The organism is Bacillus halotolerans, from assembly GCF_004006435.1.
Classification (GTDB): domain Bacteria; phylum Bacillota; class Bacilli; order Bacillales; family Bacillaceae; genus Bacillus; species Bacillus halotolerans.
Genome location: NZ_CP029364.1, coordinates 4,050,508 through 4,069,092, shown reverse-complemented (window position 1 = coordinate 4,069,092; position 18,585 = coordinate 4,050,508). Strand labels below are relative to the sequence as shown.

The window sequence follows — 18,585 nt, the reverse complement described above, 5'->3', positions numbered from 1 at the left end:
TTTTTCATGAAACAATTATTTTTCTTTATAGCGAAAATATCTAAAGTCGGCCGGAATATGATTACCACTGGTATCTTGGCATTGCATCCCTACAAAGGCTCCCGTGAAAAATCCTCCTCCACGGATGTAATCATCTGATAATTTTTTCGATTCCAATGCAATGTCAATTTTGTGCCAATCTTCTTTGTTAAAAGAATAAAAATAATAATAATTTTCCTTTTCAATATTTACTTTTAAATATACATACTTTACTTCACGAGGAATAACAATTTTATTTTTTAATGGTTGTGAAAAAGAAAAGTTATCACATATTGTTAATTCAAGAATACGGCCAAGGTCTTCATCATGCGTGACTTGAAGAGCAGTCCAGTTCTCTGTATTGTAATAGTTCACCAATCCAGCGGCTTGTTGAAAATTCTCCGGATAAAACTCAACAGCCGTTTCTGCTTCAAAATGGAGACTTTGCCAACGCCTGGCTACAAATGCCTGAGTAAATGTCGAGGTTAATGATTCATGGCCGTATAATCGTAAATGATTTGGCACTTGAGTTAATGAACCTAATTCATTCGTAAACGGGATCCTTAAAGTTTGAAAATTTATATTTAACTTTGAGTCCTCAAATTCATCAACTTCCGGGTACGTTGCTTGAAACATTGTATTAGGTATAGAAGGCGCTTCTACCTCCAAGCTTCCTTCTTTTCCACCTACTACATAAGGCCAATCATCTTTCCAATCCAGTTTTTGAATAGCTGTTTCTCTACCTAAAGGGCAATATCCTCTCTGCTGAAAAATTGAATCATCGTCAGGATGAATAGGACGGCCCGTTAAATGAGCTAAATACCACTCATCTGTATGTGTTTGAACAATGGATGCATGACCGCATTTTTGCAATGGATTTCCAGGATCATGCCATGATGTTAAGATTGGATTATCGGGATGAACTTCATATGGACCCTCAATATTTGTAGAACGGGCAATTGTAGCAGCGTGTTCAAACCGTGTTCCTCCTTCTGCAGTCAATAAATAATAATAGTTCCCGATATGATAAAGGTGCGGAGCTTCTGTTAGTTTTCTATCGGTCCCTTTAAAAATAACTTTCGGTTTACCAATTAATTTTTTCTCCTCATCAGAATATTCCTGTATGACAATTCCTCCAAATGAATGCCGATCAATACGCTGATCCCATAACATATTTAATAAATATTTTTTTCCATCCGTATCATGAAACAAAGAAGCATCAAATCCTGAGCTATTTAATTTGATCGGATCCCCCCAATCACCATTAATCGTTTCACAAGTAACTAAATAATTATGACAATCTTTCCAAGCGCCATCTACTACCTTAACATCCGTATAGATCAGCCAAAACTTACCGTCACTATAACTTAAACATGGTGCCCAAACCCCGCCTGAATTAGGGTTTCCTTTCATATCTAATTGTGAAACTCTTTGTAATGGATGTGCGACTAAGTGCCAATTCACTAAATCTTTTGAATGGTGTATCTGGACACCTGGAAACCACTCGAATGTAGATACAGCGATATAATAATCCTCTCCTGCCCTACAAATACTTGGATCGGGATTGAATCCTTTAAGTACTGGATTGATAATCTTCATTTGAACTCCTCCTCAGCTATTTTCTTAATAGGCTTCTCTTATTTGGTGCCATTTTCATGCCTTGAATTCCTCAATATTATCCAAATAAATTTTATCTCTATTCTCTAATTCTCGTACCATTTTTTTGTATTTCTCTTCATCTAAGTTATAGAAATTAATATCAATCATGGCTAGAACCAGCAAGAACACGGGAATGATTGTTGCTGTAATTAAAATTCCCGTTAATGCCTCCGGGGTTTGTGTTTGATTTGCCACGTATCCAAACTTATCTAAAACCAACCCAGGAACAATCCCTCCCAGTGCCATACCGAATTTAAAGAAAAATCCGATAATAGCATAAATGAGCCCACCCATTCTTTTCCCAGTCCTATACTCTCCATATTCTATTGTTTCAGGAATGAGCGCCCACATATATCCCCCGGCAGTGAGACTTCCGGCAGCAGCAATTAATCGAAAGAAGAGTATTAGATATACATTACTTGGCGGAACAAATAGTAAAGCTAAGAGGCCGATAATATTCAGTAATAATGCATAGTTTAGTAGTTTTTTCTTCCCCAATAATTGATGAAGCCTTGGAATAAACGGTAAAATGACCAAAGCAGGCAAACTTCCAATCAAACCGTACCACTTCACTAAATCCTCTCTTCCCAAGTTATATGTCACATAATAGATGCCAACTGAATTACTTATTGAATTCACTCCAAAAATAATAATAAAGAAAATGCTTAATACAACAAGTGGACGATTCACATGAAATTGCTCAAATATATCCGATAATTTAATTTTCTCCTCAGACTTTTGAAGAGTGACACGCTCTTTTGTGCTTTTAAAACAAAAGATTAAAAGGCACCCACCTATCATTCCCAAAATACCCATGGTTAGCTGCCAGCCAAGAGATTCGTTGCCGGAAGTATCGCTTAAATAGGCAGCCAATAAGGGAACAAAAAATGCAACGACAAGTCCCCCAAGATTCGCAAATAACATACGAACAGATGTTATACTAACAACTTCTTGATTATTTCTAGTCATTGCAGAAGTTAACGCGCCATATGGAACGTTTATGGTTGTGTATGTAAGCGACAAACCAACATAGGTCATATAGGCATATATTAATTTCCCCATGTCTGAAAAATCTGGAGTTGTAAAACAGAGTAATGCAAGTACTACAAATGGGAAAGCTCCGAATAAAAGATACGGTCTAAAGCGTCCAAACCTGCTATTTGTTCTGTCTACTATTGTTCCAATAAAAGGATCAGCTAGAGCGTCGATGATTCTAACCACTAAGAACATGGTACCGGCTGTTGCTGCCGATAAACCAAATACATCTGTATAGAAGAACAAAAGATAAGTAGACACCGTTGCATAAATTAAATTACATGCAAAATCTCCAGAAGCATAGCCAACTTTTTCAGTCATGCTAATCTTCTTTAAATTTTCACTGACCATGATTTTTCCTCCCTTTTCGATCATTAAATAAGGAACAGTATGAAATGGTATAAAAATTTCTCAAACTCACCTCGGCCGGTAATCGTTTATAAAAGCGCTTTCAAAAAATCACAAAAAATATGAGTGCTTTAACTTCACAGATTATTCTTCATCGAACAAAATGATCTGATCAGCAAGCAGTAAATTCATCTTTTTTCGTTGCACTCCTATACTTGGGAAAGGATTAAAGATACACTCTTTTGTTATATATATTGTTTAGCTCCAATTAAATCGAGCCTTTTATTCCCCCTTTATATTTAGAAATAACCTTATCTTATGGAACTAATAAAGTCACCTTCATTAGTTTGTTGACTGGACAAACTAACTTGACTTAATATTATAAAATCCTATCAACTTTTTCAATGTTTTTTCAGAAAATTTAAATCAGCCTGCAGCAAGTATTGATTATTGCTTTTTTTAACAGTCAGTTTCTCAAATATCCTGATTATTCTCTTCAAAAAGATTTCATTCCTTCTAAGAACCCTGTAAAATTTTAAATTCATATAAACTTCAACTCTGAATAAAACAAAAAGCAGTCTATTCAGATCTGCTCCTTAGTGTTCTCTTCTTTTAACTTTTTGTTTAGCTTGAAACCAATTAAGACATTGATCATCGCAGCTGGAAAATATAAAAATCCTGCTCCCATTATTCCTAACGCAGTGCTTGAACCTACTATAAAAGCCTGCATTTCTGTATTTCTTGACTTCAAACTAAGTAATACTAGAATACCCGCTAAAACCCCTATAAATCGAGCAATGCCTGGAATAAAGAAATCGGTTAGGATTCCAAATATTTGTCCAATAATTGATAACACAATCCCCATAAAACTGGATAATACAACTAATGTTTTGATAGCTTTTCACCCCTTTTTAAATCCGTTTCCAATATTAAACCGCTTTTGATACAGGTCTACAAGTATAGCAGCCCGCTCTACAAACCCTCTCAGCTGCCATGCTTTTTGACTCACCATTCTCTTTCCGCTCTATTCCAATACAAATAAACACTCCTTACCCTGCGACAATGGCGATTAGCTTTATTCAAGAACTCTGCAAAGGCGGTGTATTCTTACATGAATGCCGGAGATGTGGAATAGAAAAGAGCATTTAACTTAATACTCTTTCAGAATTCTCACAGTCCGTTTCCAGAAACTTATATACTTTACTTTTCTTGTTTAAGCTCTTTCTTTTTATTCCTTTTGTAACCTGCATAAGAGCCGGCAAAAATAGCTATAAACATGGCAATCCAAATAAAAATGTTCAAGTCAACTCCCCCAATTTTAAATAAAACACTTCTTTTGCTTTTTCCTCTCCAATAAAAGCTCATACCGTGTTATGGTTTAAAAAAACTTTCAAGGAGTGGTTCTTTGCTTAAAGCTTCAAAAATTTTGATCTCATGTGCAGCTTTAATCCTATGCGTATATTCTTTATATCATCAAAGTGAATTCCTCTTGGTTTCTCTCCAAGTATTAGTTGCACTTCTCTTTGTTTTAATGGGAGTGGAGACACTTTCAAAGAAACAAACAAGGTCTGCGTATTTGTTGTTTGGATCAGCGGCTTTTATACTTGTTGTGAACGTTGTGAAATGCATGATTTAAATAGTAAATAAACTAATTCCGCAGGCATATGGAATCCCAGAACCAATAAATTAACGCAGCAACAATGCTCATTATGTAATAATTTAAGCTCCTGAACACTGTAAGAGCACTAGGCGGATAATCAACAAACCAGAACACGAACACAGCCAAAAAAGCTACTGCAGTATAAATTAAAAAATGGATCAAACTGAACTTTCTGGGATTTCTTCTTAGTAATAATTGTAAGGGAAAAGCAAAGATTAAGTAAGTGATAAAAGAGTAGAATGCAATGATGCCTATTGTGATTAAGGCGATCGCCATAAATCCCGAATAAACAAACATATACAAGCCAAAGACTAGACCATATGACAAACTCGAGAATACCAGAGTATAAACATAACTGTTTAACGTCTTTTGATTGAGGCTCAAATCAGCACCCCCTACCATGTATCAACCAGTTATCCAATTGTTCAAAATCTTCATCGATTTTCACGTCTTTTTAAAAATTAGACTCCGAATAACAAAGTTCCACCTATAAAAAAGAAGAAAGGGAATAGTAACAAAATTGAATTTAAAATGATTCCCCATATAGCCCACCGTTTATTTGTCTTGATTGAAACTAACGCGAGCATTATCCCTATAGGTGAGAGTAATAAAGGGAACAATACCGGCATTCCTTGCCACGGCATTGAAATAATCCCAGTCAAAAAATTAATTATTAATATAGCTGAGATAATTGGAAAAGCAAATGAAAAGATGACTGCAGCTTTTTTAAAATTCATATTAAAAGTAAATCTCCGTTCTCTTTAAAATCGTATTTTTATTAAAAAATATATTAAGACGTCATTGTCTCCGTGCTATTGCTTCAACAACGCTTTATTTAATTTTGAGAGATGCTTCAAACCTTGCCTCAGTTCACACTGAGCTTAATTCTTTTCTCATATCCCGAAAATAGGGTTTATCTTAATGGTTTTCTATTCGTTATTATCAAGGAAGTGAAGAAACTTAATGCCATTCTATTCTATGTATTGAGTAGACTTCAATTAAAATTTAAAAAAGATCGGCAGATGCACGAACATCTAACCGATCTGCAATAGATAGCTGATTCTCGTACTTCCACACTCAAACACTCTGTGTTCTCCCGGTTCCGTTACAGTTTCCTTCATTGTACTGTAGACGTTTCACTAGCTGGTGATGGCTTCACAACTATTGGCAGCTGTTAAAACCTCAGCGGTATACACTGTGCCAGATTTGATGGCAATTTTCTGATTAAGCCTCATATTCTTGTTCATTGGGATTAAGATTTGTTCGATGGAGGTTCAACATCATTGTATTAGGTTTACATCAATTACGTTATAAAAGGCATTAGAGGTATCCGCAACGTCCCACACCCCTAAAATGACATGATAACCACTGCGATCAGTTGGTACATAAATCTTGTGAGAAAGATTAGTATCTGCCTTTGAACCATCGTGATCTACTGTTCCAATTAATTCAAACTCATCTCTTGTTAATGGTTTGTTTGGATTCCAATCTTTCTTGGTTATATAATAGTGCCACTTTGATGTTGCGTGAGGAGCAGTATAGTGCCAAGTAAAGGTGTTTAGACCTCCATGCATGTTTTGTTTTACCCACTGATCTGCAGTCTGCCTGTCTAACCCAAAGTCAATTTGACCAAAGCCTCCATTTGCCGATGCAATTTTTCCATCTGGCGGACCTCCGGCTGGAAACCCTTTAGGTCCTTCTACCGATTGAGGATTATCAACTACAGAACCATACTTTTGTGTAGCTGCTGTCCAACCAATTATTTGTTTTTCTAATGATCCCATGTACGCTCTACTAGCAGGTTCTTTTATATACCCGTGTGCAGATACATCACCTGCAAATAAAGTAGCACCCACACTTAGAACAGCAGTTAGAACAGCGCCTTTGATAAAACCCTTCATTACCAACTCATTCCTCCCTTTGCTGTAAATTTTTTCTCTTTCCTACTATAATAATTCATTATATGTCAGGTAAACTCCTTCTTTATTTTTGATGGCGTTACACTTAAAGAACTTCATACTTCCAAGCTCTTTTGTTCTTCATATAGCTTTTTAATGTAATCACAGATGGCGAACTCTTTTTCAATCTTTGCTTTAACACATATCATCTGCATTATTATTCAACCCAGCGGTATATTCTTAATCCCCTAATAACTAACAAAAGGATTTATTCAATCTTCAGTGGTAGCTGAAATTCATGTGACTTTGAGATAAAGTCGTGACGTCTATAAGAATGTTGCGATGCCTTCTTTTCCTCAGAAAATTCTTGTCTAAAGTTTTGTTCTTTTTAACTAAACGGGCAGGTATAATTAAACTATAAAAAGAAAACAAAACATCATAAGGAGGATTTTTGTGTTTCAAACCTTAGACCATTTTTTAAAATCTTGGGAGTTCGAAGCCGACGCTACACAGAAACTACTAAATAGTCTAACTGATGAATCACTTAAACAAGAAATAACTTCACAAAATTGGACTTTAGGCCGTATTGCGTGGCATACTGTTGCTGCCATTCGCATCATTACCTCAAACACAGACTTAACGTTTCATGCCCCTGCTGAAGATTATCCTGTCCCTGCTTCAGCTCAGTTTATTGCAGACAGCTATCATCAAGCCAGTAATGCGTTTGTACAGGCATTAAAAACCCAATGGACTGATCATACACTTCAAGAACGTATCAACTTTATTGGTCAACAATTGCCAAATGGTTCACTTTTGATGTTTTTGATTCAACATCAAAATCACCATCGAGGACAAATGACTGTTCTTATGAGACAAGCAGGATTAACTGTTCCAGGTATTTATGGTCCAGCTAAAGAGGAATGGACAAAATTCGGTTTGGAACCCCCGCAAATGTAAGCAGCCTTTATAACGAAGTTAACCTATTACAAAATATAAAAGCATGTTTCGATAATTTTTTTTCAAAACATGCTCTTTCCTTTTGCTTTTGTTCATTTAATCAATGTTATTAACATCAGAAATAATATCTGGCATTTTTCTAATCTCCTTTTTGAATAATGTTTTGATACACATTAAAATGGGTAAAAATTTATCAGGTGATTTCTTTGAATCATGATCAAAAAGTTACTCATTACTCCTCATTTATTTTTTCAACGATCATCGTGTTGCTGGTCGCAATCTTTCCTGAATACACTTCTTGGTTTGTGACTGTTTTCTTTTTGGGTTTTGCACTTATATATACTCTCCAAAAACATAAAGCAAGTTCGTCAAAAGCAATTTCTTATATTTCATATTTCTTGTTCATCGTTGTATTGGTTTACACATTAGTAAATATATAGTTTTAATCCTACTAGAATTGTCTCAAATAAAATGCCCTGCATGTAAGAATGTCTCCTGCCATTTCAGTGTTCTAAGTAGGAGATGGTATTTTGTTTGTATCGCCAATGTTTCTTCCTTCAATATAGTTCAATTCCACTCTTCCTCTAAAATAGCGTAATAATATTCATCCCACCATTCATTGCCTTTAGGAATACATTTTTTAAAAAAGCCTTCTCTTCTCATTCCAATGTTCTCCATAACTCGGTATGATGGAATATTCTCAGGTTGACACGTAGCTATAATCCTATGTAAGTTCATTTCTTTAAATCCATATTCCAAGATCGCTTGTGCTGCTTCAGAAGCATATCCTCTATTTTGATAATTCGGATTAAACACCCACCCAATCTCATATGTATGTTCACCAAAATACTTATAAAAAACAATATGGCCGATAAGAAAATCTTCATCTTTTAGTATTACAGGAAATTTTTCTGCGTTATCACCTTTGTTTTTCTTTACAAATGCTTTTGCATCTTCTTCAGTAAAAACCCCTTCTGGTATATACTTCATAACATTCATATCTGACGTATACTCATATACAGCTTTCCAATCTTTGAATTCAAATTCACGTATCAATAACCTTTTTGTTGTTATATGCATTAAAATAACTCCCATCAAAAATAATTACACTTAATCTTTATTCGATATTAAGACAATAATAACCTCTTTAAATACTATCCTTATACAACAATCTGGGCCCCTTACAAACAACAAAGGGTAGGCGTCTCAGCTATATCTTCTTGTAGACTTCTGTGTACGCCTTTAATTGGTCACGTAAATCCTTGCTCTAATCGCTTGACTTTCCGGTTTAATGATTCGATAATCGCGTCTTTATTATTTTCGTTCATATCACTTTGCAGCTTTCTTTTTCATTTTTAAAGCTATTTACACAAAAAAGAGGCTATCCACAAAATGACAATTTCAGGGATAACCTCTTTTTTATCAATTTCTAATCAATCATCTAGCTTTCACTCCATAAAAGCTTCTGAATAATGAACGACACCTTGCACATCTTCAAGAGAATGATTTGCTAATTCCAGAGCCATAAATACTTCATCAGGCACCTCAAAGGGCGCTTTTATATTCCATAAGCTAGCTGGCTTAAAACCAAACTTCGGATAATAATCTGCAAGATTGCTAGTTGAAAGGGCTCTGAAAAAACTAAAATTTGACAATCAGGTAACTGTGGAATGTAACCGAGTCAGTCTCCAATTCAAATGAATTTCTTTAAAATTCTTAATTTATTTAAAACTCATTTATTTTTTAATTAATCAGTTAAGATTAAATTTATACACAAAAGTGTAAATACCTAACAAAAACCACAAGATCACAACATTTTTTCACAAAAAACTTCCTTTGTAATCAAAACAAAGGAAGCAGGATGTTTTCTATTTATAAAAATACAATAATGAAGAAAAGTTCGCCTTTTTTCACAATCAGTTTTTTATTGTTCGTCTGAAGGTGGCAGTAGGCTAGGCGGTAGTGATTCCTCAATTTCTTTTGGGAGAAGTGCTTTTACTGCTTCTTGCCCTATTTGTTTAGCTGCGGCAGGATTTCGTGAAGTCCAATTCATTATTTTTATCATTAGAGCAGTTGCCCATTTCTTTTTTGATAAGTACTCGACTTGTTCCTTTAATAATTCAACTTCATCATGTAGTTTTGTATATTCTTCTCTTGATTGATTCTTATTAGTTTCGTTTTTATTAATAGCTTCGTTATAAAGTTTTTCAAGTTGACTGAGTTTTTCTTTTAATTCATTAGCTTCTTTCCTAGTAAAAAAGGTTTCTACATCTTCTTTAAATTTCTCTCGAACCAAATTTTCAAGCTCAGCTAATTTTTCTTCTGTTTCCTCAGCTTGTCTTCCTAAAATTGTATTCCTTATTTCCTTTCGTAATGCATTAACCCATCCTTCGATGCTGTCTAAAAGATCGTTAGAATTCATATTATGTTTATTTTGAGTTAAAACTACTTCACCTGGACTATATTGGCATGATATACGAGAGCCCTCTCCTTCAATTGTTGCATTGTAATAATAATCATCATATAAATATTTAATATTTAAGTTTATTCTCCTTGCCTTCTGTTCTTGTTGAATAATATGAAAGTCATCTGAAGTTATTCCTTGGTTGTTTAGTCTGTTTCTGATTTCGGTTAAAAAACTTCTATTCAATGTAGTAGCCAAAATGCTCACCTTTATTGAATTGGAACAAAGTGAAGACAGAATTTAATACTGTATCAGTTTATTCAATATGTTAATTTTAATTTGGTCTTTATTATTCTTCTTTGTTCTTCTATAGCCATCTAATAAAGACTTATTATAAACTTTGAGGTAATCATCAATAGTTAGCAAATGATATTTCACATCACCATCTTCAAAAATCTCTAGACTATTATAGTCTACATCTGCAAATGTTTTTAAATCCTCAATGTAAGCAATGCCTACTTTAGTATTAGTTTTCCTAAATTCATGCTATTGTGTCTAACTCTTTATTAAAAGTTTTAGCTATACTTATAAATTCATTTATCTAAAAAGCCTTAAATACTGAGTTAAAGAAAAATATCAAAATAATGATGGCTAGTACAATAACAATTTCAAAAGTGTGTGAACTACCATCTTCTTTTTCTCGTTCCGTTCTCTCCCTTATTTGCTCCCTATATTTTCTTTGTATTTCATTCTTTTTCTTGTCCATCTTACTCGACCCCTTTCAAAGTAAAGCCAAGCAATTCTGAATTATTTTTATTCCTTTCTTTTGACTCTTAATTTAATCCATTCTTCATCATCAGAATATGGTTTTTTGGTTGTTCTATACCATCCGTTAAAATGAGCAACTAACTGAATCATTATTTTCTCAGCTTGACCTTTAGAGTCCATACCTAACTGCGTAAAACCATTTTTACTACTTAGCGGATCTCCGTCCCCTGGCTTATCAAACTGTATAAGAGCTATGTAGTATCTCCTTAGTCTGCGCCAAAAGGTTATAGAGCCACCAAAGTGATTCCGATAGTGATTAACATTAAGCTTTGGTTTATAGCCCTTTGACTTTAAATATTCGGCAATTTCTTCAGCGCCAAATTCTTGACCTATTTGACCTCTTTCTTTAAGCACATTCTAAACCCCACTCATAATAAAATGATTATTTTATTACTATTATACTACAATTTTCCATGGTCAGACTAAACCAAAAGCAGTCTATTCAGAACTGCTCCTTAGTGTTTTTAACCTTTTGGGTGTTTATTCATATAATGTTGAAGTACTGACTGATAAGGAGTGAAACATATGAGATATTATCCGACCCATAGTTTAATGAGACAACAACCACAATCCCCTCCACCGTCTTACGTACCACCAAAACCCTATCCTTCACATTATTTAGTTGACTGTTTAAATAATTACACTTATGTTTGGTTGGTAAATGGTGAGGGATTTTGGTTTTACCCCACATACCTCCAGTATGGTGAAGTTGCAGGATATAGATGGAACGGTACTTTTTGGACATTCTATGGATTTGATGAAAGATTAATTGAAAGAGTTGCGTGTTATCCGATTCCTACTTTGTATTAACAAAAAGCCCTCTGTGGAAACTTAAATCCACAAGGCTTTTTCATTTATTGTGACTCATCTTTTATCTGGTGCACATTTATTAAACTTTTAGCGTGTCACCACTTGAATTTCCCCTTACCTCACATTGCACATTACACTTCGTTTTGAGCTCGCTTGCAACCTCAATGACTTCATACATTGTTTGCAATTTAGAAGCGCCGTGGAGGTCGCTAGATGTCAAATAACCGTCCTCATCTAATTTAAATGATTTGAAGTATTCCTTGTTCTCAAACTGCAGTACATAAAAATAATCAATCAAAGGCATAAATCAACCTCTTTTAAATAATTTTGTAATCCTCATAGCTAATGGCAGTAGCCCCATTAACATGTAAAAGGCAATAACGTTAAGCTTATTTTTGAAAAACAGGCTGGCCAAATTCCTTTCCATGCTCGCTGCTGTTTCTTTATCCATGAGTCCTTAAAATACTTCATCATAGACCTGATCAACAAAAATAAACTTAATGCCAGTCAATAATCCAACTCCAAGCCAAATAATTAAAGAATAAGCTAATCCAATCATTTGTTCCCTCCCTATATCGAACGAAATTTGCTATTCTTGAGTATGTTGAATAAATTATGTGGGTGATCGTGTGGAAGAGAAGTTGGAAACAAACGGGTATGATACTTCAATCGTTTATGATTACAAAGAATATCCAGATACAAAATACGGACGCTGCGACAATTGCGATTACACACTCTTCAAAAGCTCTGTGAAGAGTGGAATATTCTTGCGTGAATGCCGGTGCTGTGGGATGAAAAAGAGCATTTAGGTTAATTAATTCCAGTGTATGTATAATCTAAAGACATTGAGGTCAAGCCCTACAGTTATTTTTCTATAGGGCTTTGAAACTGTTACATTAGTAGCTTTCCTCTGTGTCGATTGAAGTGAAAGGTTCTAACTCAATGGCCTCATGTACTTCTGGGAAAAGATAAATTTCTCTCTGTTGCCCTTCACTGTATGCTTTAACCAATGGAGCAATGGCATCTGACCATTTTTTAAATTCCGTAGGGTTTATTCTTGGAGTAGGAGTGTAAGCGTGATGAATTGCATACGCAGTTGTTTTATTTAAAACACTTCTAGGAATCATTTCATACCATGTGTCAGTTCTATTATGTCCTCCCAACGCTGTACCATTTACACCATACCTACGTGGAGCTGTTGCATACAGAATGTTCCCCCTTGAATCAGTTAAGAAAACAACTACTGTGCCGGTGAACCCTTTCCACTTTTTACTAGTCCATGTTTTAGTGGTTGCATCTAATCTTCCACTTGAGGATATAATAATATTGGTTGCCATTCGTCTATGATCCCCTAATTCTGTATGCTGTGAGCCCCGTAAAGGAAATGTCACACGCTCATCACTTTCAATACTTTCTACGTAAGGATTAAAGTTTAAGTAATCATTTCTGTAGTCAAACGATACAGGATACATTGCGTCGTCCCAATTTTGATAGAATTTTTGGAATTGATAATTATACACAACAAAACACCTCAGTAAATAATTTAGGTCAATGACCAAAATCAACATATTCAGTTAACTCGAACAAAGTTCCTAAATATTCACAATTAAATATGACAGTGTAGGTTCCTTAAAGATCGCAACCTTAACTCAAGAACTGTATAATTTATCTTCCTCTCATTATTTTTAGGTATTTATAAATGTTTTCAAATGTAGCTTATAACTCACTTATTTTTCTTCATTTAAATTTCAGGAATTGTTCCATAATCAAAATAAAAATATCTTCTGTTGGCTTTTCTTATATACTTACTTTTCTTGTTTGAGCTCTTTCTTTTTATTCCTTTTGTAACCTGCATAAGAGCCGCCAAAAATAGCTATAAACATGGCAATCCAAATAAAAATGTTCAAGGCAACTTCCCCAATTTTAAATAAAACACTTCTTTTATCTTGATTCTTTATGCTCTCGGATTAAGACACGTAATCGTGTTAAGGTTAATTCATGACTGCATAAGGAGTGATACCTTGCTAAAAGTTGCAAAAATTTCGGTTTCTTGCATTGCATTAGTCTTGTGCGTATACTCACTGTTTAATCAAAATGAATTATTGTTGCTGGTTGTTCAATTGTTTGTTGCAGCACTTTTATCAGTAGTCGGAATTGAAGCGATATTAAGCAAACAAAAACTGTCTGGATATTTATTGTTTGGAACAGCAGCCTTCTTACTTGTTGTAAACGGTGTGAAATTCATGATTTAAACTTATTTTAATTCCGTAAGAATATAGAGTCCCAGAACCAATAAATGAAAGCTGCAACAATGCTCATAATGAAATAATTTAAGCTTTTTAGCACAGCAAGCAAGAGCACTTGTTGGATTAGTCACAACAAAGAACGATAACGCAGCTACAAAAGCTATAGCTGTGTAGATAAAAAGATTAATTTAAACTTTTTTCCTCTTTTTCTCAGCAGCACTTGCAAATTGCAAAGGGACAGCAAACACCAAATAAGTGATTAAAGCGTAAAATCCTATGATGCCAATAGTGACTAATGCGATTTGCCATAAATCCAGAGTATAAAAGATTGAGCATTATTCAACCTCTGAAAATAACCACCGCGTTACGAAATAATTCATATCATTAAACTCAAACCATAAATTCTTTATCCAAACGTCTCTTAAGCTTTGTCTCTTTATGTGAACTCTTGATAATAAATTCTGTTCCGATCTGTTTTCACCTGGTTTGTTGTACTTAAATGTTCCTTTTCATACATCCTCCATTAAATCAATATCATTTTTCCACCTTGACTATCAGTAACCCATTCGCCGTTATATTTACATTTGCTCACTGTCCTAGAAAACTTGTAATTCTTTCCCAACCTTATAACTTTAGTTTACCATTATTATCCTGAGTGATCGATATGGTTATGATCTTTTTGAAATAGCAACAACTCATGCAGCTCAATGTTTAGGTATGTGAAGAGTTATCTAACAGCTCTCTTGGGTACCGCTCCATTTCATACCTGTATAGCTTTCTGACAATCGCAAAAGTGATCAATTCACGATTAAAATGTCTATATCAAATGGTGTTTTTATGTAAATTTAAAACAAGCAATAAACAAATAAAAACTGCCTCTATTGTTATTTTTCGTAATAATAGGATTTGACCCAATGATAATTTCTACCCTTATTTTCACACCATTCAATAAATCCCTTTGATTGTTTTTCTGTAAACAACACCCAGTCATTCAACAGATCTTGATAATAGTTAAGTGCTTCGTTATTGTTATTTCTTGTTTGTTGACATTCTACCTTGTTGTTTAACTGCCGTGACTTAGTAATAAGTGCTGTATCTTCTTTAATATCGCCAAGATACAAATCTTGGATATATGATGAAATGAATACCAAAGGGCGTTCAAATTAATATCGATTAGCGTTAATAAGGATAATTGTTCATTGCTGCCACCAAGTCTAAGTGCATTGTATAAGTAATCGACACGTTTTTCAGCATTTAAAAACACGCCATACCACCTATGTGGTCTTGGATCTTCGGGGTTACTCTTCATCCATACCTCAAGTAAAGGCTTTAAAAGTTCCTTTTCCAAAGGATGAACGAGTGTATGATGAATATCATCTGATGTTTCAAATAAAGCAAATAGCCAACAAGCAAAATTCTGTTGTGCATTATGATCCCATGTCTTTGCCTCATCAATAAAGGAAGATAATGGTTTAAAGGATTCCTTACGTAACCCTTTTTCTTTGAGAGAGCAAAACTTTTTAAATAATGGATATTCATCCAATCTGTCACTTTTCAATATATTAGTTAAGATATTTACTATTGTTCACATCTCTCTTTGTTTAGAATAAAATACATGTTTTATACAGAATTGATACTAATAAAAATATCCAAAAGGAAGGCTGTCTTTGAATAAGGATTGGTGAACTGCGATTACTTCTGAATCATTTTCTTTCTCTTTTGCCTCTGCTTTAGTTAGAAACATTGTATTTTGATAAATGTAATGAACCTCTGTTTCTGGTATCAGATCAGCGCCACTGTCTACATATTCATATATCCAATCTAATGCGGAAGCCTCACACTCTATATCTTCCACCGCTTCTGAAGACAATTCATCATTCTCCTTGATGTCCTTTAGATAACTTTCCAGGTCATAAGATTCGCCATCTTCAGGGATGTAAACAGAACAGCGTTCCGCATCATCATCATCTGAAGTCCTAATTCATTTATAATCTCCTATAAACAAACCGCGGTGCAGCTTGAGAGCCATGATCCTGCGTTTTCAATTCAGTTTGGAGGTCTTTCAAAAGCTGAATATCTTGATTCATTCGTTTCCCCCTAATTTGTTTAAAACCACGATTTTGAAAATAAATAGGCTTTTATGATCCTTCATTCACTTCCAAATAAACTCCAGATATTGCATAATAAATGCATAATATGTAAATGGAGTTGATATAATTGAACCCTCGAAAAATTTTATTGAGTTCTGCTTTAACATTCGGCATGCTAATATCCGCTGTTCCTGCCTTGGCAACGAATGTTTCATCTGAAGTTGTTGTGAAAAATGATGAATATGAGTACGATACCATATATCAGCTTAGTCCCATACCAAACTTCAAGCCTTCTCTTGAATACAATGGTTATACTTATACTCTTACAAATTATTATTTTGATTACTTAATAGGGTTTTATAAGGCTATTTATACAAAAGTTATTTAAACTTATAAGGGGCTTTTTAGCTCCTTTTTCTTGTTTTAAGCAAGGTGTTTCTTCCTATGTGATCTTTTATGTATGAAATCAACCGTAATATCTACTTTTGCTGGTTCCTTCTTTTCTGTTGCGCTGAGTAATAACAATCACTTGGCTATATTTTGATTCCTCAATGATCTCGACTGATTAACCCTTAGATGTAATATAAGTACTAGGATCGTGTACGATATACGACTTGACGGTATTAGGTGACAATTTGACAGAGAAATTTAATGCACTTCTAACTTTTTTAACTGCAATGGGAATCATTGTTGACCCGACAACTCTCAAGGTATTTCTGATAGTGAACAAGCAATGGATTATGATTCACCGAGATAAAACCCCTACCCTTCTCTTAATCGAGGAGGGTATTTTTTTCGCTTTTTAAGAAAACGTTAATCTTCCTTAAACACTTAAATATGATAAAATATTACATATTTAGTCTATTGGATACATAGAGGGAGGGATTTCAATGGAGCAATTAATTCCGTCATCCACGGTTGGAGTTAAAATCAATGAGTGGTATAAATACATACGGATGTTCGCCGTTCCAGATGCTGAGATATTAAAAGCAGAGGCTGAAGAAGAAATAAAACATATGAAGGAAGATCAAGACTTATTGCTGTATTATTCTCTAATGTGTTTTCGTCATCAGCTAATGCTGGATTACCTTGAACCTAAGTCATTGAATGAAGCACGTCCTAAAATTTCAGACTTATTAGAAAAGATCGAAAGCAGCCAAACAAAGCTTAAAGGTGTCCTGGAATACTACTGCAATTTCTTTAGAGGAATGTATGAATTTGATAAGAAGGATTATATAAATGCAATAAGGTCATATAAAATTGCTGAGAAAAAGCTCGCTTTAGTAACAGATGAAATTGAACGAGCTGAGTTTTATTTCAAAATGGCTGAAGTGTATTATCACATGAAACAAACCCATGTATCAATGCACTATGCTGAAGCAGCCCTTAACATTTATAAAGACCAAAAAACTTATACTGTTCGCCGAATACAATGTGCATTTGTTGTAGCAGGCAACTTTGATGATCTGGAAAGTCATGAAAAAGCAGTTCCCCATCTTCAGAGAGCCCTAAAAGACTCAAAAGCCATAAACAAACACAAACTAATTGGTGCATCATTATATAATTTGGGAAACTGTTATTATAAGATGAAAGAGTATGACAAAGCTGCTGAATATATTGAACAAGCAGTTTCATTGTATGAAAGAGATAAAAGCGATCTCCTCCCTCACACGTTATTTACGCTGACACAAATTCACTTTAAAATGAAGGATATTGAAAAAGCCTTGGTTCTTTACAAAAAAGGAATCGAGAAAGCAAAAGCAATAAATGACGATGTCTTAATGGCTGAGTTTAATTACTTAAAGGCTTTATATATCGACTCTATAGATAAACGCACAGTTTTCCGAACTTTTTCTGTACTTAAAGATAATGTTATGTATCCAGATTTAGAGGAATTAGCACTCGACACGGCTAATTATTGTAAGGAGATAGGGCAATTTGAAAACTCAACCACCTTTTTTGACGTCATGGTGGATGCCCGAATCCAAATACAAAGAGGAGAGTGTTTATATGAAATTTAAACTTGCATTAGCCACCTTGTCAGTTGTCGTTGGATTAGCAGTGTTTAGTGGCTTTTCATCCTCGAATGACCAAGAATTCCATGAAGCTAAAAGGAACATTACTTCTATTCAACCAACCAAGTTTTTTGTTTAATGTTTAGCCCTTCTCATTGAGAAGGGTTTTAACTCTTATGTACAACAACTTGTTACCCTTTATTCTGAACTTTGTTCAAGCAGCTCTAAGGGAAACTTGGCTAACTGGCCTACAGTCGATATCCCCATTCGGTTCAGGTTCCTTTCTACCCTCCCTCCTATCCCCACATTTTAGACAACAACGAATGAACATTCTAAAGCCTTATTTGGCACATCTTCATATCTCCAACGTGTAATCTCACTCTTCGTTTTCTTACTCTCCAGGTCAAGCGCAAGCTTACTGAGTAACATGTTATCTCCAATGCCTACTGTGCACATTAGGCCAAATTCTCTCCACATGCTGCTTTGAATTGCTTTGACCATGTCTTCAGGATCTTCTTTTCCTGCAATGCGGATTTCCCACGCTAAGCAATTATTACATAAAAAAGCCGGATCCCCACTCTATGGGGATCCGACTTTACTTATTGTTAGAGTATTAT

At 34.6% G+C, this 18,585-nt stretch carries 23 protein-coding genes and 6 pseudogenes; 8 read left to right on the top strand and 21 right to left on the bottom strand.

Annotated features, from left to right (window positions below; translation table 11 throughout):
* Positions 1-15: 15 nt before the first annotated feature.
* From xynB to DIC78_RS21225, 3 genes are all read right to left on the bottom strand, one after another.
* A complete protein-coding gene (gene xynB / locus DIC78_RS21235; protein ID WP_106022525.1) occupies positions 16-1,617 on the bottom strand; it encodes a xylan 1,4-beta-xylosidase in 1,602 nt (533 codons plus the stop codon).
* A 54-nt stretch (positions 1,618-1,671) separates the two neighbouring features.
* Positions 1,672-3,063 carry an MFS transporter gene (locus DIC78_RS21230; RefSeq protein WP_127696878.1) on the bottom strand — a complete coding sequence of 464 codons (1,392 nt, stop codon included), beginning with the start codon at positions 3,061-3,063 and terminating at the stop codon, positions 1,672-1,674.
* Between the two features lie 580 nt (positions 3,064-3,643).
* The gene (locus DIC78_RS21225) at positions 3,644-3,925 is read right to left on the bottom strand and encodes a permease (protein WP_127696877.1); all 282 of its coding nucleotides are present in this window, start codon (positions 3,923-3,925) and stop codon (positions 3,644-3,646) included.
* Positions 3,926-4,465: 540 nt separating this feature from the next.
* Between DIC78_RS21225 and DIC78_RS21960 the strand changes: the two genes are divergently transcribed.
* A complete protein-coding gene (locus DIC78_RS21960) occupies positions 4,466-4,696 on the top strand; it encodes a membrane protein (RefSeq protein ID WP_024121679.1) in 231 nt (76 codons plus the stop codon).
* A 12-nt stretch (positions 4,697-4,708) separates the two neighbouring features.
* Here DIC78_RS21960 and DIC78_RS21215 read toward each other — a convergent pair whose 3' ends face one another.
* From DIC78_RS21215 to DIC78_RS21205, 3 genes are all read right to left on the bottom strand, one after another.
* A complete protein-coding gene (locus DIC78_RS21215) occupies positions 4,709-5,104 on the bottom strand; it encodes a UPF0715 family protein (protein ID WP_024121680.1) in 396 nt (131 codons plus the stop codon).
* A gap of 77 nt (positions 5,105-5,181) precedes the next feature.
* Positions 5,182-5,457: a hypothetical protein gene (locus DIC78_RS22080; RefSeq protein ID WP_024121681.1), complete on the bottom strand. Its 276-nt coding sequence runs from the start codon at positions 5,455-5,457 to the stop codon at positions 5,182-5,184.
* Positions 5,458-6,000: 543 nt separating this feature from the next.
* Entirely contained in the window at positions 6,001-6,621 is a 621-nt protein-coding gene (locus tag DIC78_RS21205) for a lytic polysaccharide monooxygenase auxiliary activity family 9 protein (RefSeq protein WP_106022534.1), read from the bottom strand.
* Positions 6,622-7,071: 450 nt separating this feature from the next.
* Between DIC78_RS21205 and DIC78_RS21200 the strand changes: the two genes are divergently transcribed.
* Positions 7,072-7,575, top strand: a complete 504-nt coding sequence (locus DIC78_RS21200; protein WP_106022522.1) for a DinB family protein — start codon at positions 7,072-7,074, stop codon at positions 7,573-7,575.
* Between the two features lie 206 nt (positions 7,576-7,781).
* Positions 7,782-8,015 (top strand): hypothetical protein, encoded by a 234-nt coding sequence (locus tag DIC78_RS21955; RefSeq protein WP_127696876.1) that lies wholly within the window; start codon positions 7,782-7,784, stop codon positions 8,013-8,015.
* Positions 8,016-8,142: 127 nt separating this feature from the next.
* On the opposite strand, the gene DIC78_RS21190 is transcribed toward DIC78_RS21955, so the two are convergent.
* From DIC78_RS21190 to DIC78_RS21145, 8 genes and pseudogenes are all read right to left on the bottom strand, one after another.
* On the bottom strand, positions 8,143-8,655 hold the full coding sequence (locus DIC78_RS21190; RefSeq protein ID WP_127696875.1) for a GNAT family N-acetyltransferase: 513 nt from the start codon (positions 8,653-8,655) through the stop codon (positions 8,143-8,145).
* Positions 8,656-9,023: 368 nt separating this feature from the next.
* Positions 9,024-9,185, bottom strand: a pseudogene (locus DIC78_RS21945) (GNAT family N-acetyltransferase); the annotation flags it as partial.
* A 314-nt stretch (positions 9,186-9,499) separates the two neighbouring features.
* Complete coding sequence (locus DIC78_RS21175; protein WP_240671132.1) at positions 9,500-10,246, bottom strand: hypothetical protein; 747 nt, start codon at positions 10,244-10,246, stop codon at positions 9,500-9,502.
* 33 nt (positions 10,247-10,279) lie between these two features.
* Positions 10,280-10,525: pseudogene (locus DIC78_RS21170) on the bottom strand (hypothetical protein); the annotation flags it as partial.
* 55 nt (positions 10,526-10,580) lie between these two features.
* Positions 10,581-10,745: a hypothetical protein gene (locus DIC78_RS21165; protein ID WP_127696873.1), complete on the bottom strand. Its 165-nt coding sequence runs from the start codon at positions 10,743-10,745 to the stop codon at positions 10,581-10,583.
* A gap of 47 nt (positions 10,746-10,792) precedes the next feature.
* Positions 10,793-11,161 (bottom strand): hypothetical protein, encoded by a 369-nt coding sequence (locus DIC78_RS21160; protein WP_106022517.1) that lies wholly within the window; start codon positions 11,159-11,161, stop codon positions 10,793-10,795.
* A gap of 543 nt (positions 11,162-11,704) precedes the next feature.
* Positions 11,705-11,921, bottom strand: a pseudogene (locus tag DIC78_RS21150) (hypothetical protein).
* A 3-nt stretch (positions 11,922-11,924) separates the two neighbouring features.
* A pseudogene (locus DIC78_RS21145) lies at positions 11,925-12,176 on the bottom strand (hypothetical protein).
* A 70-nt stretch (positions 12,177-12,246) separates the two neighbouring features.
* Between DIC78_RS21145 and DIC78_RS21140 the strand changes: the two are divergent.
* The gene (locus tag DIC78_RS21140) at positions 12,247-12,426 is read left to right on the top strand and encodes a DUF8096 family protein (RefSeq protein WP_106022516.1); all 180 of its coding nucleotides are present in this window, start codon (positions 12,247-12,249) and stop codon (positions 12,424-12,426) included.
* Between the two features lie 87 nt (positions 12,427-12,513).
* Here DIC78_RS21140 and DIC78_RS21135 read toward each other — a convergent pair whose 3' ends face one another.
* Positions 12,514-13,137: a hypothetical protein gene (locus DIC78_RS21135; RefSeq protein WP_024571441.1), complete on the bottom strand. Its 624-nt coding sequence runs from the start codon at positions 13,135-13,137 to the stop codon at positions 12,514-12,516.
* Between the two features lie 501 nt (positions 13,138-13,638).
* Here DIC78_RS21135 and DIC78_RS21130 point away from each other — a divergent pair.
* On the top strand, positions 13,639-13,869 hold the full coding sequence (locus DIC78_RS21130) for a hypothetical protein (protein ID WP_127696872.1): 231 nt from the start codon (positions 13,639-13,641) through the stop codon (positions 13,867-13,869).
* 7 nt (positions 13,870-13,876) lie between these two features.
* Here the strand turns inward: DIC78_RS21130 and DIC78_RS22040 are convergent, their stop codons facing one another.
* From DIC78_RS22040 to DIC78_RS21115, 5 genes and pseudogenes are all read right to left on the bottom strand, one after another.
* Complete coding sequence (locus DIC78_RS22040; protein WP_255004945.1) at positions 13,877-13,936, bottom strand: hypothetical protein; 60 nt, start codon at positions 13,934-13,936, stop codon at positions 13,877-13,879.
* 115 nt (positions 13,937-14,051) lie between these two features.
* Complete coding sequence (locus tag DIC78_RS22035; protein ID WP_404506174.1) at positions 14,052-14,123, bottom strand: hypothetical protein; 72 nt, start codon at positions 14,121-14,123, stop codon at positions 14,052-14,054.
* 386 nt (positions 14,124-14,509) lie between these two features.
* A pseudogene (locus DIC78_RS21940) lies at positions 14,510-14,655 on the bottom strand (helix-turn-helix domain-containing protein); the annotation flags it as partial.
* A gap of 271 nt (positions 14,656-14,926) precedes the next feature.
* Positions 14,927-15,406, bottom strand: a complete 480-nt coding sequence (locus DIC78_RS21120; protein WP_223203877.1) for a hypothetical protein — start codon at positions 15,404-15,406, stop codon at positions 14,927-14,929.
* Between the two features lie 93 nt (positions 15,407-15,499).
* Positions 15,500-15,733, bottom strand: coding sequence for a hypothetical protein (locus DIC78_RS21115; protein ID WP_106022513.1), 234 nt, complete (start codon positions 15,731-15,733; stop codon positions 15,500-15,502).
* Positions 15,734-16,080: 347 nt separating this feature from the next.
* On the opposite strand from DIC78_RS21115, the gene DIC78_RS21110 reads away from it, so the two are divergent.
* From DIC78_RS21110 to DIC78_RS21625, 3 genes are all read left to right on the top strand, one after another.
* A complete protein-coding gene (locus DIC78_RS21110; RefSeq protein ID WP_127696871.1) occupies positions 16,081-16,341 on the top strand; it encodes a hypothetical protein in 261 nt (86 codons plus the stop codon).
* A gap of 502 nt (positions 16,342-16,843) precedes the next feature.
* Positions 16,844-17,974: a response regulator aspartate phosphatase gene (locus DIC78_RS21095; protein ID WP_127696870.1), complete on the top strand. Its 1,131-nt coding sequence runs from the start codon at positions 16,844-16,846 to the stop codon at positions 17,972-17,974.
* Positions 17,964-18,107 (top strand): hypothetical protein, encoded by a 144-nt coding sequence (locus DIC78_RS21625; protein WP_024121692.1) that lies wholly within the window; start codon positions 17,964-17,966, stop codon positions 18,105-18,107. Before DIC78_RS21095 ends, DIC78_RS21625 begins: the two co-directional genes overlap by 11 nt.
* A gap of 39 nt (positions 18,108-18,146) precedes the next feature.
* Here the strand turns inward: DIC78_RS21625 and DIC78_RS21090 are convergent.
* Positions 18,147-18,493: pseudogene (locus tag DIC78_RS21090) on the bottom strand (Y-family DNA polymerase); the annotation flags it as partial.
* Positions 18,494-18,585: the final 92 nt, after the last annotated feature.